18 protein-coding genes are annotated in these 20,109 nt (G+C 32.0%); 11 read left to right on the top strand and 7 right to left on the bottom strand.

The annotated features are described in order from the left end of the window. Positions 1-15 precede the first annotated feature (15 nt). Entirely contained in the window at positions 16-2,400 is a 2,385-nt protein-coding gene (locus Q0881_RS12970) for a penicillin acylase family protein (protein ID WP_299160995.1), read from the top strand. Between the two features lie 310 nt (positions 2,401-2,710). Here Q0881_RS12970 and Q0881_RS12965 read toward each other — a convergent pair whose 3' ends face one another. Genes Q0881_RS12965 through Q0881_RS12935 form a run of 7 tightly spaced genes read right to left on the bottom strand, consistent with a single transcriptional unit; the run spans position 2,711 to position 8,543 of the window. Continuing rightward, complete coding sequence (locus tag Q0881_RS12965) at positions 2,711-3,247, bottom strand: DUF1131 family protein (protein WP_299160993.1); 537 nt, start codon at positions 3,245-3,247, stop codon at positions 2,711-2,713. Between the two features lies 1 nt (position 3,248). Next, the gene (locus Q0881_RS12960) at positions 3,249-3,983 is read right to left on the bottom strand and encodes a nitroreductase family protein (protein ID WP_299160991.1); all 735 of its coding nucleotides are present in this window, start codon (positions 3,981-3,983) and stop codon (positions 3,249-3,251) included. A gap of 1 nt (position 3,984) precedes the next feature. Continuing rightward, positions 3,985-5,358, bottom strand: a complete 1,374-nt coding sequence (locus Q0881_RS12955) for an aldehyde dehydrogenase (protein WP_299160990.1) — start codon at positions 5,356-5,358, stop codon at positions 3,985-3,987. Positions 5,359-5,362: 4 nt separating this feature from the next. Next, a complete protein-coding gene (locus Q0881_RS12950; RefSeq protein WP_299160988.1) occupies positions 5,363-6,394 on the bottom strand; it encodes an alkane 1-monooxygenase in 1,032 nt (343 codons plus the stop codon). Positions 6,395-6,420: 26 nt separating this feature from the next. Then, positions 6,421-7,107, bottom strand: a complete 687-nt coding sequence (locus Q0881_RS12945) for an RluA family pseudouridine synthase (protein WP_299160986.1) — start codon at positions 7,105-7,107, stop codon at positions 6,421-6,423. A gap of 35 nt (positions 7,108-7,142) precedes the next feature. Beyond that, positions 7,143-7,754: a ribosome biogenesis GTP-binding protein YihA/YsxC gene (gene yihA / locus Q0881_RS12940; RefSeq protein ID WP_299160983.1), complete on the bottom strand. Its 612-nt coding sequence runs from the start codon at positions 7,752-7,754 to the stop codon at positions 7,143-7,145. Positions 7,755-7,778: 24 nt separating this feature from the next. After that, positions 7,779-8,543 carry an alpha/beta hydrolase gene (locus Q0881_RS12935; protein WP_299160981.1) on the bottom strand — a complete coding sequence of 255 codons (765 nt, stop codon included), beginning with the start codon at positions 8,541-8,543 and terminating at the stop codon, positions 7,779-7,781. Between the two features lie 202 nt (positions 8,544-8,745). Between Q0881_RS12935 and mraZ the strand changes: the two genes are divergently transcribed. Genes mraZ through murC form a run of 10 tightly spaced genes read left to right on the top strand, consistent with a single transcriptional unit; the run spans position 8,746 to position 20,109 of the window. After that, the gene (gene mraZ / locus Q0881_RS12930) at positions 8,746-9,213 is read left to right on the top strand and encodes a division/cell wall cluster transcriptional repressor MraZ (protein ID WP_299160979.1); all 468 of its coding nucleotides are present in this window, start codon (positions 8,746-8,748) and stop codon (positions 9,211-9,213) included. Next, positions 9,200-10,096: a 16S rRNA (cytosine(1402)-N(4))-methyltransferase RsmH gene (rsmH, locus tag Q0881_RS12925; RefSeq protein ID WP_299160977.1), complete on the top strand. Its 897-nt coding sequence runs from the start codon at positions 9,200-9,202 to the stop codon at positions 10,094-10,096. The genes mraZ and rsmH overlap by 14 nt, the downstream gene beginning before the upstream one ends. Continuing rightward, positions 10,096-10,425: an FtsL-like putative cell division protein gene (locus Q0881_RS12920; RefSeq protein ID WP_299160974.1), complete on the top strand. Its 330-nt coding sequence runs from the start codon at positions 10,096-10,098 to the stop codon at positions 10,423-10,425. The genes rsmH and Q0881_RS12920 overlap by 1 nt, the downstream gene beginning before the upstream one ends. 9 nt (positions 10,426-10,434) lie before the next feature. Continuing rightward, entirely contained in the window at positions 10,435-12,447 is a 2,013-nt protein-coding gene (locus Q0881_RS12915; protein WP_299160971.1) for a penicillin-binding protein, read from the top strand. Further along, entirely contained in the window at positions 12,448-13,911 is a 1,464-nt protein-coding gene (locus tag Q0881_RS12910; RefSeq protein WP_299160968.1) for a UDP-N-acetylmuramoyl-L-alanyl-D-glutamate--2,6-diaminopimelate ligase, read from the top strand. Positions 13,912-13,917: 6 nt separating this feature from the next. Continuing rightward, the gene (mraY, locus tag Q0881_RS12905) at positions 13,918-15,144 is read left to right on the top strand and encodes a phospho-N-acetylmuramoyl-pentapeptide-transferase (RefSeq protein WP_299160965.1); all 1,227 of its coding nucleotides are present in this window, start codon (positions 13,918-13,920) and stop codon (positions 15,142-15,144) included. After that, entirely contained in the window at positions 15,145-16,479 is a 1,335-nt protein-coding gene (murD, locus tag Q0881_RS12900; protein WP_299160962.1) for a UDP-N-acetylmuramoyl-L-alanine--D-glutamate ligase, read from the top strand. An 18-nt stretch (positions 16,480-16,497) separates the two neighbouring features. Then, a complete protein-coding gene (locus Q0881_RS12895) occupies positions 16,498-17,688 on the top strand; it encodes an FtsW/RodA/SpoVE family cell cycle protein (protein ID WP_299160959.1) in 1,191 nt (396 codons plus the stop codon). After that, positions 17,672-18,763 (top strand): undecaprenyldiphospho-muramoylpentapeptide beta-N-acetylglucosaminyltransferase, encoded by a 1,092-nt coding sequence (gene murG / locus Q0881_RS12890; protein WP_299160956.1) that lies wholly within the window; start codon positions 17,672-17,674, stop codon positions 18,761-18,763. Before Q0881_RS12895 ends, murG begins: the two co-directional genes overlap by 17 nt. Next, entirely contained in the window at positions 18,763-20,109 is a 1,347-nt protein-coding gene (gene murC / locus Q0881_RS12885) for a UDP-N-acetylmuramate--L-alanine ligase (RefSeq protein WP_299160954.1), read from the top strand. Before murG ends, murC begins: the two co-directional genes overlap by 1 nt.

Below are 20,109 nucleotides of genomic sequence, written 5' to 3'. Positions count from 1 at the left end.
GAAAATCAGTCATAAATGAAGTTGTTAAAAAGAGTTCTTAAAATTGCTATTATTCTATTTGTTTTATTGTTTATAGGTGTGTGGTTGTTTACTAAAACTTTGTATCCAACATACAGTGGAGAATTAGAATTAGCAAATATTTCAGATAAAGTTACTGTGTATTATGATGAGGTTGGGGTGCCACATATTAATGCAGAAAACCAAAAAGATGCTTATACTGCTTTAGGTTATGTGCATGCGCAAGACAGGTTATGGCAGATGGAATTAATTCGAAGAATTTCGGCAGGGAGATTAGCTGAAGTTTTTGGAAAAGAATTGGTTCGAACAGATAAGTTTTTCTCTGGGCTTGGCATTGAAGAAGCAGCTTCAGTTACAATAGAAAAGCTAAATAAAAATACGGAGGCTTATAAAATGACAGAAGCCTATTTAAATGGAATAAATCAGTTTATAGAAGAAGGTACAACTCCTTTAGAATTTCATTTAGTTGGACTTAAAAAAGAAAAATATACGATTAAAGATGTGTATAATGTTTTTGGATATATGGCATTTAGTTTTGCCATAGCACATAAAACAGATCCTATGTTAACCGAAGTAAAAGAGAAATTAGGTGATGCTTATTTTGAAGAGTTAAATGGAACTGTTTTTGAAAATTTAACATTAATAAAGAATGAAAAAAACGCTGAGTTAAAAGGAGGTTTTGCGCGAGCAATGAATTCTTTATTAGAAAAATTACCAATATCGCCATTTATAGGAAGTAATTCTTGGGTATTAGGTCCAGAAAAAACAAAAAATGGAAAAGTAATTTTTGCTAACGATCCACATATAGGATTTTCACAACCATCAGTTTGGTATCAATCACATATTAAAACACCAGCGTATGAAATTTATGGTTTTAATTTAGCATTAACGCCATTTCCGTTGTTAGGACATAACCGAGATTATGCTTATGGTTTAACAATGTTTGAAAACGATGATGTAGATTTTTATTACGAAGAGAACAATCCAAACAATTCATTAGAATATAAAACAGCAGAAGGTAATCAAAAATATAAGTTGTTAGATAAAACAATTAAAGTAAAAGATGGTGTAGATACTACTTACCAAATAAAGGTAAGTAAACACGGTCCCATAATGAATGGTTTGATTGATTTTATAGATGATAAACGACCAATAGCAATGCAATGGATTTATACAAAGTTAGAAAATAAATTGTTGGATGTTTCTTATGAAATGTCACATGCAAAATCGTTATCAGAATTTAAAAAAGGCGCAAGTAAATTACATGCTCCAGGTTTAAATATTATGTATGGAGATGCAAAAGATAATATAGCTTGGTTTGCATCAGGGAAGTTGTATAAATATAGAGATAGTTTAAATACAAAACTAATTTTAGATGGAGCTTCTGGTAATGATGAAATACAAGAATGGTTAAGTTTTGAACAAAATCCACAAGCAATAAATCCAAGTTGGAATTATGTGTATTCAGCAAATAATCAACCAGATTCTATAGCAGGAGTTTTATATCCAGGGTATTACTTGCCTGAAGACAGAGCAAGAAGAATAGTTGATTTATTAGAACCTAAAAATGATTGGACAAAAGAAGATGTTGCAAAAATGATTTATGATGTAACGTCTCCAACAGCTCCTGAAATATCGAAAGATCTTATAGCGGTACTTGATGTTTCTGAATTTTCAGCAAGTGAAAAAAAAGCTATTGAAATTTTAAAAAAGTGGAATGGGTATTACGGGAAAGATGAAGTTGGTCCTGTAATTTATAATAGATTGTTATATGAGTTTCAGAAAAACACATTTAAAGATGAAATGGGAAAAGCGTATAGACAATTTGAAAATACACCATTTGTAGAAAAAGTAGTGCCAGTACAAGCTAAAAGAGAAAACTCTGTTTGGTGGGATGATATTTCAACAAAAAATAAGGTAGAATCAAAAAAAGATATTATAACAAAATCGTTTAAAAACACATTTGCTTTTTTACAAAATCAGTTAGGAGAAAATGTTGAATATTGGAAATGGGATAGAGTAGCTTCGGTAGAATATGAACATCCAATTGGAAAAGCAGGTGGATTATTACGTGAATTCTTTAATGTAGGTCCTTTTAAAACAGTAGGAGGAGATCAAGTAATAAACAATCAAATTTATAATATAGACAGCACTGGTGTATATAAAATTAAAGCAGGGCCATCTACTCGTAGAATTGTAGATTTTTCTGATGTAGAAAATAGCATTGCAATTTTACCAACAGGGCAATCTGGAAATGTATTTAGTAAGCATTATAAGGACCAAGCTCAAAAATATGTAGATGGAGAGTTTGTGAAAATGAAATTAAATCAAACAGAGATTGAAAAGAGTGATAACAAATTAGTGTTTTTTCCTAAAGAATAGGTAATTACATTGATGTTTATTTTCAACTAAAGTAATAAGGTAATATTATGGCAATAAATATCAATGTAATTAAAGTATTGTTAAGTTGATGTCCGAATATATCGAAATGATTTTTAGAATTTTCAAGGCCAAACAAGTACTCTTGATATTTAAATTTAGGTTTATTAAAAAGAGTTCTCCATGTTGAGCCATATATCCATCTTATTGTTCCTCCAATAAAATTAGATGATAATTTAAATATTTCATGATTAAAAAAGTCCAATTTTATTTGTTGATGAGTTTTTAATTACCTTATTTTTTTAGATTAATATTACTTGATCAAAAACTGAGTTACTTTCCATTTTTTTACTTCATCGTAAATAAAATCTTGTTTATCAGGTCCGTCATAAGTACCCGATATTTCATATTTTAAATTTGAATTAAGTTCAGATAATGTTGTATGAAAATGATAATCTGTTTTATGAACAAGATTTGGACGTAACTTCTTAACTTCCTCATACGACATTCCAATTTTTACTCCATACATGTCAACTGAATTAGTCTGTGCATTAATTTCATTAACAAGGCAAACTTCTTGTTGGTTCATCATAAAATTAAGAGTTGTGCTGTCTTTTAAAACTTCAAAATAAAGGTAATCAGGTCCGTCTTGTTGTCCAGTTTTTGAAGTAATAGTATATGATGGGAAAGCATCCTTTAGATTGTCTATCGTAATACATTTCTTTAAATCAATACCGTTAATACCGTTATTGGTAATAGAAATAATAGCGCTCTTTTTTGTTGTTGTTTTTTGTTTACAACTAGTTATCGTTATTAAAGTTAACAAAGCAAGTAATATTAATTTTTTCATATTAAATTTCTTTATAAATTTCATTAAAAGGAATTCTAAAACGCTCTCCATAAACGCCTTCGGGTTTTCTTATACCACACGAAACAATCATGTTAATTTCTGCACCTCGTGGTATGTTCAATAACTTTTTAACTCGCCAAGTATCTGAGCCTTCCATAGGACAGGTGTCGTAATTTTCAGCAGCCATTGAAAGCATAAATGTTTGAGCAGCCAAACCACAAGTTTTATGAGCTACAATTCGCATATCACTATTACGAACTTCACGGTATATTGGACGGAATAATCCAGTGATTAAAATCATTAGATATTTTAAAAAACCTAAAACACCAAAGAAATCTGCGTAAGCAAACGGAATAATTTTACCATAATAATTACGAGCTACTTTTTCTCTACTACTTTGTTCAGATTTAGGATTGCCTTTACCAAAAGTTTTATCGATAAAAGATAAGTTGGCTTTTGCTCGTCTTCGCCATAAATCTTTCCGAACAACAAAAACGACCATTTGTTGCGCGGTTCTTGCAGCGTTTTGATTAAAACACATGGGAGCAATTTTTTCAATTGTTTTTTTTGAAGTAATATGATAAAACTCCCATAACTGCATATTACTACTTGTAGGTGCTAAGCTGGCTTGTTGTAAACATTTTTTAACAATGTTGGTGTCAATATTTTTTTCAGAGTCATAAACTCTTACAGAACGTCTATAATCAATAGCTTCTGAAACTGTTTTTTCTAACATATTATCCAAACTTCATTAGCGATTTTAATTGCTTTAACTTTCCTTTATAAGGAGCATATCTTGTAGGGATATCCAACCAGTTTCCACGAGTAACAACTCCTTTGTTATGAGAAAAAGTCTCAAAAGTTTGTTTTCCATGATAACCACCAATACCACTTTCACCAACACCACCAAAAGGTAATCTATGGTTCGCAAAATGTACAGTAGTATCGTTTATGGTACCACCACCAAAAGAATAAGTCCCTATTATTTTTTTAGCAAAACTTGCTCTTGTTGTAAACACATATAAAGCTAAAGGTTTGTCGTATCTCGCTAATATATTGGCTATATCTTCTTCATTATCATATGAAATTAATGGAAATATAGGTCCAAAAATTTCACCTTTCATAACTTCGCTATCTAAGCTAGGTTCATTAATAATAGTAGGAGCAATATAACGATCATCTCTATCTGTTTGTCCTCCAACTATGAAGTTTTCATTAGTTAACATTAAAGCAAGGCGATCGAAGTTTTTAGTATTTACAATTCTTGGATAGTCGTCAGAAATTTGAGGATTTTCACCATACGCTTTTATTAACTCTTCTTTAAAATGCGTTGTGAATTTATCTTTAACTGATTTATGAATTAATAAATAATCTGGAGCAATACAGGTTTGCCCTCCATTTATAAGCTTTCCCCAAACTAAACGTTTAGCGGCTAGCTTAATATTAGCAGTTTCATCTACAATACAAGGACTTTTTCCTCCAAGTTCTAAGGTAACAGGAGTAATATGTTCTGCAGCTGCCTTTGCAACAATTTTTCCAACGGGTACACTTCCTGTAAAGAAAATATAATCCCAGCGTTGAGCTAATAATTCTTGAGCGGTATCAACTCCGCCTTCAACTACTGCTATATGGTCTTTATCAAAAACAGCTTCTATTATTTCTTTGGTAAGTTTACTTACATGTGGTGTTAATTCAGAAGGTTTTAAAACTACTGTATTTCCTGCAGCTATAGCGCCTAATAAAGGAGCAAAAGCCAATTGGTAAGGGTAATTCCACGGAGCAATAATTAAAACAGTTCCATAAGGTTCTTTATATATTTTTGCAGAAGAAGGAAAATTCAATAAAGAAGGTAAAACTCTTTTTGGTTTGCTCCAAGAATGAATATTTTTAATAGCCATTTTTAATTCAGTTAATACAATAGAGGTTTCAGTCATTACAGCTTCATATTCAGATTTTTTAAAATCATTATGCAAAGCATTTATAATGTCATCTTCTCTTCTAATAATTTCTTTTTGAAGTTTTTTTAAAGCATTTTTTCTAAAAGAAATATCTTTAGTATGCTGTTTAGAAAAGAAGTTTTTTTGTGACTGAACTAGGTCTTTAATATTCATAAAATTATATTTCTTGTAGTTTTTTATTCATTAATTTAAACCATAATGGAGGAAATAGTGCTACCAGCATCATACCTGGATAACCAGTAGGCATTTGAGGGCTTTCTGGTAACGATTTTAATATTTGGTAATGTTTGCTTCCGTTATAATGATGATCGGAATGACGTGATAAATTAAATAGCATTACTTTACCAATTACATGATCTGAATTCCAAGAATGAGTTCGTTTTACACGTTCATATCTGCCATTTTCGTTTTGTTTTCTTAATAGTCCGTAATGTTCAATATAGTTTACAGTTTCTAATAATAAAATTCCAAAAATAGCAGCTGCTAAAAATGAAAGAAGCACATTTAAATTGAAGTAAAATAAAATTCCTGAGATTAGAATGATATTACAGATAGTGTATATAAGCATTCTGTTTTGGTAATGAAACCAACTCCGATTGGAGTTTTTTAAACGTTTGTTTTCAATTTGCCAAGCTTGGTAATAACTTTGGAATTGAGAACGAATCCAAAAAGTATATAGAAGTTCGTTTTTTCTTGCCGTAGCGGCATCTTTTGGGGTGGCTACATTTAAATGATGTCCAGCATTATGGTATGGTAAAAAATGAGTATTTAATGATGTTAATAATAAAATTTCTCCTAAAAACTCATCAAATCGATTGTTTCTGTGCCCTAATTCGTGACCAACATTTAAACCAATAACACCACACATTAATCCCATTGATGAGATTTTTCCAATATAATCTATGGTGTTTAATTCTGGTTGTTGAATAATTATAAAAAACCATCCTAAATATATTAATTGCAAAGGAACAGTAGCGTATAAAATGTAAGTGTATAATTTATTTTCTTTTTCTAATAGTTCTTGTTCTTTACTGTAGTTTTTTTTATCAGGTTTAAAAAATAATTCAACTACAGGAACAAAACCAAAAAAAGCGATCAAAGGTAAAATAGTTAACCATCCAGTTGAAGTAAATGAAATATAAACAGTTATAGGGAGAATTATAATTGATAGATACTTTAGGGCTTTCATTGTAGAAATTTGCCTAAATATACAAATTACAAACAAGCATCCCAAATAGAATCCGATGGTGTAGGAGCTATAATTTTTATTAAATCTTTATTTACGGGGTGTGTAAATTCTATTTTGCGAGCATGTAAATGAATGCTACCATCTTTATTACTTCTTTTAGCGCCATATTTTAAGTCTCCTTTTATAATAGACCCTATATTAGATAATTGTACTCGGATTTGGTGATGTCTACCTGTTTCTAAATCAATTTCTAATAAAGAATAATTATCTAATTTTTTTAAAACTTTATAGTGTAAAATAGCTTTTTTGCTTCCGTTAATTTCTTTAGGATAAGCGGTAGATTTATTATTTTTTGGATTTTTTTTCAAAAAATTAATAAGCGTGTCTATCGTTTTCTTAGGTTGATTGTTAACAATTGCCCAATATGTTTTTTGTATCGTTTTTTCTCTAAGCATTTTATTTAAACGCTCTAAAGCTTTTGATGTTCGAGCATAAATAACCACGCCAGATGTTGGTCTATCTAATCTATGTACAGTTCCTAAAAAAACAGCACCAGGTTTGTTGTATTTAGTTTTAATGTATTCTTTAACTATATCAGATAAAGGTTTGTCGCCAGTTTTATCACCTTGAACAATGTCACCAGCACGTTTATTCACAATAATTATATGATTGTCTTCGTGTAAAACCTGTAAGTTGTCTTTAGTGGAGTACATTTTTTAAAAATATGATCTCAAGTGGAGTCAAAAATTTATTTAAAATCTTTAGCTATATCTTCGTTAACTCCATCAATAAATTTTAAGAAATCTTCGCGTCCAAATCCAGTTGAAGAAGAAGTAACAAAAGATGTAGGAAGCTCTTCCCAAGAGTGTAATAATTTCTTTTTGTAAGAGGTTATTTGTTTGTTTAATTTAGAGCTACCTAATTTATCTGCCTTAGTAAAAACAATACAAAAAGGGATACGGTTTTCACCTAAAAATTGCATAAACTCTAAATCTATTTTTTGAGGATCATGACGACTGTCAACTAAAACAAATGTACAAACGAGTTGTTCTCTTTCTTTAAAATAATTCTCAATAAAATATTGAAAAATAGTTCTTTTCTTTTTTGAAACTTGAGCGTATCCATAACCAGGTAAATCAACTAAAAACCATTCATCGTTAATTTTAAAATGATTAATAAGTTGTGTTTTTCCAGGTTTCCCAGAAATTTTTGCTAAATCTTTGCGCTCCATTAACATGTTAATTAAAGACGATTTGCCAACATTGGATCTTCCTATGAAAGCATATTCAGGTATTCTGTCTTTAGGAGCTTTGGTAACATTACTGTTACTCATTACAAATTCAGCAGATTTTATTTTCATTACTAGTTAAGCTTATAAATGCTATTATATATTTCGTTCAGAAAGCCAAGTTTCTAAAATAGTATTAAATTCTTCAGGAGTTTCCATCATAGCAGCATGCCCACATTTATCAATCCAAAATAAATCTGAATTAGGTAAAAGTTTATGGAAGTCTTCGGCAACAACTGGAGGGGTTACAGAATCTTGTTTTCCCCAAATTAAACACGTAGGTTGTTTCATGTTTGGTAAGTCCTTAGCCATATTATGACGAATAGCACTTTTTGCAATAGCTAATGTTCTTATTAAGGTATTTCTATCGTTAATAACATCATAAACTTGATCAACTAACTCGTCAGTAGCAATGTTTTTATCGTAAAAAACATCTTGTGCTTTTCTTCTAACAAACTCTTTATCACCTCTTTTTGGATAACTATCTCCCATAGAATTTTCATACAATCCAGAACTTCCGGTTAAAACTAAAGCTTTAATATCAGAAGTGTAATGTTTTGTATAGTATAGAGCAATATGACCACCTAAAGAATTACCTAAAAGGGTAACGTCTTTAAGGTTTTTGTACTCAATAAATTCATGTAAAAACTTAGCTAAGTTTTTTACATTTGTTTTTAATAAAGGCAATGTATATAAAGGCAATTCAGGTATGAAAATTTTATACCCTTTTTGAGAAAGATGATTGAATGTAGAACCAAAATTACTCAAAGCTCCCATTAAACCATGAAGTATAATGATAGGGCTTCCTTCTCCTGCTTCTGCGTATGTAAATTTGCCTTCTTTCTTTAAAAATTCAGTCATTGTATGTAAAATTTGACTCAACCGCAAATGTAGTTCTTTTTTGTCATATTCTCATTTTTATTATTTCAGCACAGCTTCTAAAATAGAACAGACTCACAATCAGTTTTTTAATGATAATAGGAAAACTTATTAACAAAGTGGTAAAAAGTGGTAGAAAGTGGTAATTATTTTTTATTTTTGATGCAAACTATGGTTTCTTAACGTGGTAAATTTAATTGGGACATATGAATGTAAGGTGGATGCTAAGGGGAGGTTGATGATTTCATCGGCTTTCAAAAAGCAGTTGTCGCCTGTGTTGCAAGAGGGTTTTGTAGTGAAGAGATCTGTTTTTCAGCCTTGTTTGGAGTTGTATCCAATGCAGGAGTGGGATTTAATGATGCAAAAGATTAATAAATTAAATCGATTTGTAAAGAAGAATAACGATTTTATTAGAAGGTTTACTGCTGGAGTAAAAGTGGTGGAGATGGACGCCTCTGGTAGGGTGTTGGTTCCGAAAGACTTGTGTCAGTTTGCGGGGATAGAGAAGCAGGTGGTGCTTTCTTCTGCGGTGAATATTATTGAGATTTGGGATAAGGAGAAGTACGAAAAAGTAATTGATGAAGCTGTTGTTGATTTTGCTGGTTTAGTAGAGGAGGTGATGGGAAATACAGAGATAGATGAATTATCATAGTCCAGTTTTGTTGAGGGAAAGTGTAGATGCGCTTGATATAAAAGAAGATGGTGTGTATGTGGATGTGACATTTGGAGGAGGAGGTCACTCTCGTGAAATATTGAGTAGGTTGGGGGAAAAAGGACGTTTGTTTGCTTTTGACCAGGATCCAGATGCTCAGCAAAATAAAATTGATGATGAGCGTTTTGTTTTGATTGGAGAGAATTTTCGTTTTATATCTCGATTTTTGCGTTTTTATGGAGTTAAGAAGGTTGACGGGGTTTTAGCGGATTTAGGTGTTTCTTCTCATCAGTTTGATGAGGCGGATAGAGGTTTTTCTACTCGATTTGATGCTGATTTAGATATGAGGATGGATCAAAAGTCTGATTTGTCAGCAAAAAAGATTATAAATAAATATGAGGAAGATAGGTTGGCGGATGTGTTGTTTTTATATGGTGAATTGAGAAATGCTAGGACGTTGGCAAAAACAATTGTAGAGGCAAGAGGGGAAGAGGAGATAGAGACAAGTTTTCAGTTGAAGGAAGTGTTGAGGAATTTTTTACCAAAGGCAAAAGAACATAAAATATTGGCTCAAATATTTCAAGCAGTTAGAATAGAGGTGAATCAGGAGTTGGAGGTGTTGAAGGAGTTTTTAGAGCAAATGCCTCAAATGTTGAAGGAAGATGGGAGGTTGAGTGTGATTTCATATCATTCATTGGAAGATAGGTTGGTGAAGCGATTTATAAGAACAGGGCTTTTTAGTGGTGAGCCAGAGAAGGATTTTTATGGTAATATAAGTGTGCCTTTAAAGAAAATAGGTAAAATGATTGTGCCAACTAAAGAGGAGGTAAAAGAAAATAATAGAGCAAGAAGCGCAAAATTACGAATAGCAACATTAAAGTAATGTCTAGAGTAAAGGAAGGTATTTATGGTGTTTTAAAAGGGCGTTTTTTGACAGACGAAAGCTCTTTTGGTAATTGGCGGATATTGATTTTTGTTGTGGTTTTATTGTTAATAATGATATCAAGTTCGCATAGTGCTGATGCAAAAGTTGTTCGAATTGCTGAGCTGAATAAAAAGAAAAGAGAATTACGAGCAGAAGATATTGATACCAATACAATGTTGATGCGGATGAAGTTAGAAAGTAGTATTCGTGATAAGGTGAAAATAACTGGATTGTCACCAGCGAAGACACCTCCACAGAAAATAAAAGTAACAACTAAAATAGAATAGAATAAAAAGATGGTAGTAAAAAAAAGTATATTAAATAAGCTCTACGTAGTTGTAATTTTAATGACGCTTTTTTTTATTGTTATTCTTTTTAGAATCTTTAATCTTCAGTATGTTGAAGGGGATAAATACAAGAAGCTTTCACAAGAAAAAACAGTAAAAAACGATACGATTTTTGCAAACCGTGGAAATGTATACGCGGCAGACGGTAATCTTTTGGCTACTTCAATGTCGAAATATACTATTCGAATGGATGCGGTTACTGTAGATTCGGAAGTTTTTGAAAAAAATATTCGTTCACTTTCAAAAGCATTGTCGGGGTTGTTAGGTAAGTCGACAGATTATTACCAGAAAAAATTACGAGAAGCAAAAAAAAGGAAAAATCGTTATTTGTTAATAGCTCGAAATGTAGGTTATAACGACTATGTGAAAATGAAAAGCTTTCCGATTTTTAAATTAGGAGTGTATCGAGGGGGGTTTATAGCGGAACAAAAAACAGTGCGTGTACATCCAATAGGGAAGATAGCAGAACGAACTATAGGTTATGATAATCATAGGGGAGGAGCTGGTATTGAAGGTGCTTTTGCTGATTATATGGAAGGAGAAAACGGTATGCGACTGAAGCGAAAAATAGCTAAAGGTCAGTGGAAACCGGTAAATGACGTAAATGAAAAAGAGCCAATTGACGGAAGTGATGTAATAACAACAATAGATGTTAATGTTCAGGATATAACACATCATGCGTTACTAAAGCAGTTAGAGTATTTTGAAGCGGATCATGGTTGTGCTGTGGTTATGGAGGTAGAAACTGGTGAGATAAAAGCAATTTCCAATCTAGGTAGAACATCAAAAGGGAGGTATTACGAAAAAAGAAATTATGCTGTTTGGGAGAGTCATGAGCCAGGTTCAACTTTTAAGTTGGCAAGTTTAATGGCAGTTCTTGAAGATAAATTAGCAGACACTTCTAATGTGGTGGATTGTGAAAAAGGAAAGATTTTTATTAATAACAGAAAGGTTGAAGATAGTAAGAGAGGGGGGTTTGGAAAGGTTTCATTAGCTCGTGTTTTTGAAGTTTCATCAAATGTGGGTATTGTAAAAACAATTCAAAAGCATTATGATAAAAATCCAAAGAAGTTTATTCAAAAAATTAAATCATTCGGATTAGACCAATTAACAGGGGTTAAAATAATAGGAGAAGGTAAACCGTATATTCCAAATCCTACAGAGAAAAGTTGGAGTCCAATATCATTAGAATGGATGGCTTGGGGTTATGGAGTGTCTTTAACGCCTTTGCAAACATTAGCATTTTATAATGCAGTTGCAAATAAAGGTAAAATGGTTAGGCCATATTTTGTTAAAGAATTAAGAGTTGGAGGGAAGGTTGAAGAACGATTTGAAACACAAGTTGTAAAAGAAAAAATAGCTTCAGATGTAACGTTGAATAAAGTTAGAAAGGTTATGGAGAATGTGGTGAAGAATGGTACTGCAAAGAATGTGTATTCTTCTAATTTTTCAATGGCAGGAAAAACAGGAACAGCAAAAAAATGGATTCCTAAACATAAAGATAAAAGCGGGAAGACAGTTTATGGTCATTATTCTAATAAGAAATACGTAGCCTCGTTTGCAGGTTTTTTTCCTGCAGAAAACCCAAAGTATTCTTGTATTGTGGTAATTCATAGTCCAAAGAAAGAGAAAGGGTATTATGGAGCTGTTGTAGCAGCGCCGGTTTTTAAGGAGATTGCCCAAAAAATATACACAACAACACCTGTAAATAATCAACTAGTATCAGATCAAATATCGAGTGCAAGTCTTGATAAGGAGTTTGAAGTGTATTATCAGAAGTTGAGAAAGTATAAAACAATAATGCCAAAAGTGGTAGGAATGAGTGGTATGGATGCAGTGGCATTGTTGGAAAACATGGGGTTGAAGGTTAGGTTTTCAGGAATGGGAAAAGTAACAGAGCAGTCAATAAAAAAAGGAGTCAAAGTGTTAAAAGGAGGAACAGTTTATTTAAAACTATCGTAGTTGAAGAGATTAAAAGACATATTATATAAAGTACCGGTAAGTGCTGTACATGGTAATACAGATGTGATGGTATATGGTATTCATTTTGATAGTAGACAAATTGAAGAGAACGATGTTTTTGTGGCGCAGAAAGGTGGGGTTGTGGATGGACATCAATTTATAGAGAAAACTATTTTATCAGGAGCGAAAGCTATTATTTGTGAAGAATTCCCATTGGGTTTAAATGATGATGTGACATATGTTAAGGTTGAAGATTCAAATGTTGCTTTGGCAATAATGTCTGCTAATTTTTATAATAATCCTTCAAGGAAATTGCAATTAGTAGGGATTACAGGAACAAACGGAAAAACGACGATAGCAACATTATTGTATCAGTTGTTTAAAAAAGCTGGATATAAAGTAGGATTGCTTTCGACAGTGAAAATAATGATAGATGAAACGGAATGTGAAGCAACACATACAACGCCAAACTCATTAATGGTAAATAAATATTTGTCATTAATGGTTGAAGAAGGGGTTGAATATTGTTTTATGGAAGTTAGTTCGCATGGAATACATCAGAAAAGAACAGAAGGATTGAGTTTCGTTGGGGGTGTATTTACAAATTTATCTCATGATCATTTAGATTATCATGAGACTTTTGCAGAATACCGAGATGTAAAAAAACGTTTTTTTGATTCGTTGCCAAAATCAGCATTTGCTTTGGTAAATATAGATGATAAAAATGGGCAAATAATGTTGCAAAACACAAAAGCGAATAAGAAGTCGTATGCTTTAAAAACATTAGGAGATTATAAAGCGAAAGTTTTAGAAAAACGTTTTTCAGGAACTTTATTAACTGTAAACGGTGTTGAAGTTTGGACAAGGTTAATAGGTGAGTTTAATGCTTATAATTTGTCGGCAATTTTTGGGGTAGCAGATTTATTAGGGTTTGAGAAATTAGAAACTTTAAGAATTGTAAGTGAGTTAGAAAGTGTAAGAGGGCGTTTTGAATATACGGTTTCAGAAAATAAGGTAACAGCAATTGTTGATTATGCACATACGCCAGATGCGTTAAAAAATGTATTGCAAACTGTAAATGATATTCGAACAGGAAATGAAAAAGTAATTACAGTAGTTGGTTGTGGTGGAGATAGAGATAAAACTAAACGACCAAAGATGGCGTTTATAGCATCGCAATTAAGTGATCAAGCAATTTTTACTTCAGATAATCCGAGAACGGAAAATGCACAGGTAATTATTGAAGAAATGGAGGAAGGGGTAGCAGCAGAGAATTATAAAAAAACATTATCAATTTTAGATAGAAGACAAGCTATAAAAACAGCATGTAAGCTGGCAGAAGCAGAAGATATAATATTAATCGCAGGAAAAGGGCATGAAAATTACCAAGAAATAGATGGAGTAAAACATCATTTCGATGATTTAGAAGAAGTGACGAATTGTTTTAATCAACTAAAAAACTAATTTAAAATGCTGTATTATATATTTCAATATTTAGAAAGCGAATTTAATCTTACAGGGGCGAGTGTATTTCAGTTTATTACATTTCGTTCAGCAACAGCGTTTATTCTGTCATTATTGATATCAACAATATTTGGAAAAAAAATAATTAACTATTTAAGAAAGCAACAAGTAGGAGAAACTGTCAGAGATTTAGGTTTGGTAGGGCAGGTGCAAAAAGCAGGAACGCCAACGATGGGAGGTCTTATTATAATTTTTGCAACCTTAATACCGGTGTTGTTATTAGCAAGGTTAGAAAACATATATATTATTATTTTGTTAATCACAACAGTTTGGATGGGGTTAATTGGTTTTACTGATGATTATATAAAAGTATTTAAAAAAGACAAAGCAGGTTTAAAGGGTAAATTCAAGGTACTAGGACAAGTAGGTCTTGGATTGATAGTAGGTTCTATGTTGTATTTTCATCCAGATGTAACAATAAAAGAGCAGTTGCCAACTTCAGAGCAAATAGTTCAAGTAGATGGAAAGAAAAAGGTTTTTGGAGAGGCTCATAAGTCAACAAAAACAACAGTTCCATTTTTAAAAGATAACGAATTAGATTATGCAAAAGCATTTAGTTTTTTAGGGGATGGTTATGAGAAATACGGGTGGATTATATTCATATTCGTAGTTGTTTTTATTGTAACAGGAATTTCAAATGGAGCTAATTTAACAGATGGAATTGATGGATTAGCGGCAGGAACATCAGCTATTATGGTTATTACTCTAGCGATTTTTGCTTGGGTGTCTGGAAATATCATTTTTGCAGATTACCTAGATGTAATGTATATACCAAAGTCAGGAGAAATGACGGTGTTTATATTCGCATTTGCTGGAGCTTTAATAGGTTTTTTATGGTATAACACCTATCCGGCTCAAATTTTTATGGGAGATACTGGAAGTTTAACTATTGGAGGAATTATAGCAGTCATAGCGATAGCAATTCGAAAAGAATTATTGTTGCCAATTTTAGCAGGGGTTTTTGTAGTTGAGAATTTATCGGTAATGATTCAGGTTTCTTGGTTTAAATATACTAAGAAGAAGTTTGGAGAAGGAAGGCGAGTTTTTAAAATGTCTCCATTACATCACCATTATCAGAAGTTAAATTATCATGAAAGTAAGATTGTTACTCGTTTTTGGATTGTAGGAATCTTATTAGCGGTATTTACAATAGTAACCTTAAAATTAAGGTAAATGAAAAGATTAGTTGTATTAGGAGGAGGAGAAAGTGGTGTAGGAACGGCTATTTTAGGAAAACAAAAAGGATTTGATGTTTTTGTTTCAGATAAAGGGTCAATAACAGAAAAATATAAAGAAGTTCTTTTACATAATACTATCGATTTTGAAGAAAATCAACATACAGAAAGCAAAATATTAAATGCAGATGTAGTGATGAAAAGTCCAGGTATTCCAGATAAAGTGGCGTTAATACAGAAGTTAAATTTAAAAGAAGTTAAAGTAGTTTCGGAAATTGAGTTTGCATCTGAATATACAAGCGCAACGATAGTCGGAATAACAGGGTCAAATGGTAAAACCACTACAACAATATTAACGCACTATTTGCTAAAGCAAGGAGGGTTAAATGTAGGTGTAGGGGGTAATATTGGAGATAGTTTTGCAAAGCAAATAGCAGAACAGAATTATGAAGAATATGTGTTGGAATTAAGTAGTTTTCAATTAGATGGGGTTGAGAATTTTAATTCACACATCGCAATTATTACAAACATATCACCAGATCATCTGGATAGATATGATTATGATTTTGAAAAGTATATAAGTTCAAAATTTCGTATTACTAAAAATCAAACAGAAAAAGATTTTTTAATATACGATGCGGACGATGAAGCGATTCGGAATTGGTTAAAAAACAATAAAGTTAGGGCAAAATTAATTCCATTTTCAGTAGAAAAAGAGTTGGAATATGGAGCCTTTTTAAGACAAGATAAGATAATAATGAAATTAAATACAGAAGAGATACTAATGAACGTTTCTGAATTAACATTACAAGGAAAACATAATGCTAAAAACGCAATGGCAGCATCTATGGCGGCTAGGTTATTAAAGGTTAGAAAAAACACTATTGCAGAAAGTTTATCTGATTTTGAAGGAGTAGAGCATCGTTTGGAAAATGTGCAAAAAATTAATGGAGTTCAGTATATAAACGATAGTAAAGCAACGAATGTGAATGCTGTTTTTTATGCGTTAGAATGTATGGATAGTCCAACAGTATGGATTGTTGGAGGTGTTGATAAAGGAAATGATTATGCTGATTTAATGCCGTTGGTTAGAGAAAAAGTCAAAGCAATAGTGTGCTTAGGGTTGGATAATCAAAAGATTATAGAAACATTTCAAGATGTTGTGGAGGTGTTAGTGGAGACGGCAGGAGCTGAAGAAGCTGTTAAAGTGTCACATAAGATAGCTAAAAAGGGAGATACAGTGCTGTTGTCACCAGCATGTGCTAGCTTTGATTTATTTGATAGTTATGAAGATAGAGGAAATAAGTTTAAAGAGGCGGTAAAAAATTTATAAACAAATTAAAACTGATTGATGAAGAACATCTTTCAACATATAAAAGGAGATAGAGCTATATGGGCAATTGTTGCTATGTTGGCTATATTTTCATTTATGCCAATATATAGTGCCAGTACCAATTTAGTATATGTAGTTGGTAATGGCTCTACTTTAGGGCACTTGGTAAAACATATTGTTTTATTAATTACTGGTTTTGCAGTAATTTATGGAGTGCACAAAATACCGTATAGATATTTTAGTGGAGGTTCAATATTAATGCTTCCAGTGGTAGTGTTGCTTTTGGTAGTAACACTAGCGCAAGGAACGGTTATTGGAGGAGCAAATGCAAGTAGGTGGATTCGAATTCCGTTTGTTGGGATTGGTTTTCAGACATCTACTTTAGCAGGGCTGGTTTTAATGGTGTATGTGGCTCGATATTTGGCAAAGAACAAAGAAAAACAAATTGTATTTAAGGAAAGTTTATTGAAGCTTTGGTTGCCAGTAGCGCTAGTTTTAGTGTTGGTGTTACCAGCAAATTTTTCAACAACAGCAATCGTTTTTACAATGATCTTGTTGTTAAGTTTTATAGGAGGTTATCCTTTAAAATTTATAGGATATATATTAAGTATGGGGCTTTTTGCTTTGTTATTTTTCATATTAGTTGCAAAAGCTTTTCCAGAAGCAATGCCAAATCGTGTAAGTACTTGGCAAAGTAGAATAGAGAGTTTTTCAAAATCAGATGGAAAAGAAGATTATCAAGTAGAGAAGGCTAAAATTGCAATAGCAACAGGAGGAGCAGTAGGAAAAGGCCCAGGAAAAAGTGTTCAGAAAAACTTCTTACCGCAATCATCATCCGATTTCATTTATGCAATTATAGTTGAGGAATATGGTTTAGTAGGGGCAATTATAGTAGTGTTTATTTATTTTTTATTACTGTTTAGGATTTTAATAACGGCAAAAAAAGCAACTACGATTTTTGCTACACTAATGGTAATAGGGGTTGGTGTTCCAATAGTTTTTCAAGCAATGATAAACATGGCTGTAGCGGTAAATATTTTACCAGTTACGGGGCAAACACTTCCATTAATTAGTAGTGGAGGTACCTCTATTTGGATGACTTGTTTTGCTTTGGGAATGATATTGAGTGTAAGTGCTTCGAAAAATGAAACAGAAGAAACAATTTTAGATGATAATCCTTTAGATATTTTACATGAAACAATCGATTAATATCATTATAAGCGGAGGAGGAACAGGTGGACATATATATCCAGCCATAGCGATTGCGAATGAAATAAAAGTTCGTTATCCAGAAGCAAATATTTTATTTGTGGGAGCAAAAGATAAAATGGAAATGGAAAAGGTTCCGCAAGCAGGATATGATATTAAAGGTTTGTGGATTTCGGGAATCCAAAGGAAGTTGACGGTTAAAAATTTATTATTTCCATTTAAATTATTAAGTAGTTTATGGAAGTCATATACCATTATACGAAAATTCAAGCCAGATGTAGCTATTGGTACAGGAGGATTCGCAAGTGGTCCAACGCTAATAATGGCTAATAAAAAAGGAATTCCAACGCTAATACAAGAGCAAAATTCTTACCCAGGAATTACAAATAAATTGCTGAGTAAGAAAGCAGGGAAAATATGTGTAGCATATGAGAATTTGGAGCGTTTTTTTCCAGAAAATAAAATTATAAAAACAGGAAATCCAGTTCGTCAAGATTTATTATCAATACATACAAAAAATAAAGAGGGTAAAGAGTTTTTTGAGTTGAATTTGACAAAGAAAACAATTTTGATTTTAGGAGGAAGTTTAGGGGCTAGGAAGATAAATCAATTGGTTGAGACAAATTTAGACTTCTTTAAAGATCAGGAGGTACAATTGATTTGGCAGTGTGGGAAATTATATTTTGAAGAATATAAAAAATATAATGAACTAGAAAATGTACAAGTGCACCAGTTTTTAAATAGGATGGATTTAGCGTATGCAGCAACAGATTTTATAGTTTCTAGGGCAGGGGCAAGTTCAGTTTCAGAGCTATGTATTGTAGGGAAGCCAACTATTTTTATCCCCTCGCCAAATGTAGCAGAAGATCATCAGACAAAAAACGCTAAATCAATAGCGGATAAGCATGGAGCATTATTAGTAAAAGAAAATGAATTAGATACATTTCCAATAGTTTTAGAAACATTATTAAAAGATAAAGGAAAGCAGCAGAGTTTAAGTGAGAATTTAAACGAATTAGCATTGCCAAATGCAACGAGTGACATAGTTAACGAAATAGAAAAATTAATTAGTTAGTGAATTTAAAAACGATACATAACGTTTATTTTATAGGAATTGGAGGAATAGGGATGAGTGCGATTGCTCGTTATTTTTCTATGAATGGTAAAAAAGTAGCAGGTTATGATAAAACTCCAAGTCCAATAACTAAAAGTTTAGAAGGAATAGGAATTGAAATTCATTTTGAAGATACAGTTAAAAACATACCTCTTTCTTTTTTAGAAAAAGAAAAAACATTGGTGGTGTATACACCTGCAGTTCCAAAAGAACATCAAGAGTTGAATTATTTTAGAAATAATGATTTTGTAATACTAAAAAGAGCAGAAGTTTTAGGTGAAATTACAAGAAATACATTTTGCTTGGCTGTTGCAGGTACACACGGGAAAACTACAACGTCTTCAATTTTAGGGCATATAATGCAACCTAAAAAGGCAACTTCGTTTTTAGGGGGAATAGCAGAGAATTATAATTCAAACCTTATTTTAGGAGAGGATAAAGTATCTGTGGTAGAAGCTGATGAGTTTGATAGATCGTTTTTAAAATTGTCTCCAAATATAGCGTGTGTAACTTCAATGGATGCTGACCATTTAGATATTTATGGAGAGAGTGAAGTATTACAACAGTCGTTTAGAGATTTTGCAAATGAGGTTTCAGATACGCTAATTGTAGCATATGGAGTTTCATTAAATGGCTTAACATATGGAGTAGACGAAGCGGCGGATTATAAGGCATATAATATTAGAATTGATGCAGGGAAATATGTTTTCGATGTACAAACACCAACTTCAGAAATAAAAAACATTGAATTTCATTTACCAGGAAATCATAATATGATGAATGCTTTGGCAGCTTTGGCTATGGCAGATGTTTATGGAGTTGAATTATCGGAAGTAAAAGAGCAGTTAAAGACATTTAGAGGTGTACAACGTAGATTTTCATATAAAATTAAAACTAATAACGTGGTTTTGATAGATGATTATGCGCATCACCCTACAGAAATAAATGCCGTGGAGTATTCAATACGAGAAATGTATCCAAAAGATAAAGTGTTGGCGGTGTTTCAACCACATTTATTTAGTAGAACAAACGATTTTGTTGAAGATTTTGCAAAGGCACTTTCTAAGTTTGATGAAGTATTGTTATTAGATATATATCCAGCTCGAGAATTACCTATGGAAGGAGTAACATCATCTTGGTTATTAAGTAAAATGAATTTGGAAGCTAAAAAGTTAGTGTCTAAAGAAAATTTAAGTGCCGAAATATTAAAATCTGAGTCAAAAATTATAACAATGTTGGGAGCTGGAGATATTGGATTATTGGTTGATGAAGTGAAAGAGGTTTTAGAGAAAAAATATATAAATTAA

This window comes from uncultured Tenacibaculum sp., assembly GCF_947494125.1.
In the GTDB taxonomy this organism is placed as follows: Bacteria; Bacteroidota; Bacteroidia; order Flavobacteriales; family Flavobacteriaceae; genus Polaribacter.
This window is presented reverse-complemented; position numbering and strand designations above follow the sequence as displayed.